This is a genomic window from Brevundimonas sp. GN22, assembly GCF_054824005.1.
The window spans coordinates 1-1,271 of the sequence record NZ_JSYD01000040.1 but is presented as its reverse complement, the minus strand read 5'-3'; the positions used below and the strand labels follow the sequence as shown (position 1 = coordinate 1,271).

Here is a 1,271-nt window from a genome sequence, read left to right as displayed (position 1 = left end):
CGGATGGCCACGGGGGTCAGTTGGGTTTGGGGTAGTGAATGGAGGAAAGGTGCTTGATCGCTATGTAAATATCAGCGATCTTTAAATTCTACGATGGAGAAAAATCTATGATAAACATTCGCTTTTCGGTTTTGAGTGCTGCTGTTGTATTGATGTGTACAGTGCCTGCTCAGGCGCAGGTTAATGTTTATAACCAAGTACCTTCAGAAGTTCGAAGGAACGCAGTTTGTAGAGAGTATTATATAAATGGCATGTGGGTTAATACTTTTGGAGAAGGGCGTTGTCCTCCAGGGTCAAGAAGGCCGGGAACATCAATTTATGAAAATGATACAAATTCTAGAAATTTAAGAAATACTGAAAGCTCTGTAGCTGTACTGGGATCATTGCAGCAATCTGTATTGGCTGCAGGTCAAGCTAGAACAAATAGAATTGTTCAAGAATCTATAGAAAATGTAAAAAAATATAAATATCATCATGTTATCAACGAATCAAATGTAGTTATAAATTCTCTCTATAGTTTAGTGGAATTGAATTTACCGCTTTCTGGTGAGGTAATAACTGCTAATTCGGGTGATATTATATCTTATAGCGCACAAGGATTTTATTCTGATTGTTTCACATCATTATTAGACGGCCACAAAAGAATGATTGGTGGGCATAACCACCATTTAATCGGAGGGGAGTTTGTTTGTAAAACTTCTTCTGATAATGAAGGTTATACGCCTTTATATGATAATTATAGATTTCAATATGGCAATATAAGTTCTGATCAGTTTTTGGTAAAAAGGCGTGGAAAGTTCTCTATATGCCAAAAGGATATGGGAATGTATTACTTGTGTATTGATACAGTAGGTGAAGAAAATATAATTAAATCTACGGGATTTGTTGAATTGGTCGACACGGTAAATCCTAAAATAAAATTTATAGGATTTGATGGCGATAAAATAACATTTCAAAATGTAGATAGTCTAGAGTTAGAATCTATTCAGGCTGACGAAGGCAATCGTTTTGAAGTATTTGGCATGACGTATTTGCTTATTTCTAAAACAGATGGAATTAATCTTCAGGCTGCAAATTAAATTCACGCTGAATTTAAATACACATTTAGCGGGATCTTAGGCTTCTATTTGAGGGCCCGTCTTGTTTCTAGCGGCTTCAGATAGCCTAGGGCGGTATTGATGGTGTCGGCCTTATCGCCAGCCTGGATGACATGGATAAGGGCGTCTGTGCCGAGTTCAGCCTCATGCTCGACTACCATGTGCCAAGCGCGA

Annotated in this window: 1 protein-coding gene; it reads left to right on the top strand. The window is 37.8% G+C overall.

The window, feature by feature from the left end; all coding sequences use genetic code 11:
- Positions 1-107 precede the first annotated feature (107 nt).
- Positions 108-1,079: a hypothetical protein gene (locus OB03_RS06280; protein ID WP_461343556.1), complete on the top strand. Its 972-nt coding sequence runs from the start codon at positions 108-110 to the stop codon at positions 1,077-1,079.
- Positions 1,080-1,271 lie beyond the last annotated feature (192 nt).

Excerpts from the sequence above, each read along its gene's own strand:
- OB03_RS06280 (WP_461343556.1), top strand. The coding sequence starts at position 108 with ATGATAAACATTCGCTTTTCGGTTTTGAGTGCTGCTGTTGTATTGATG.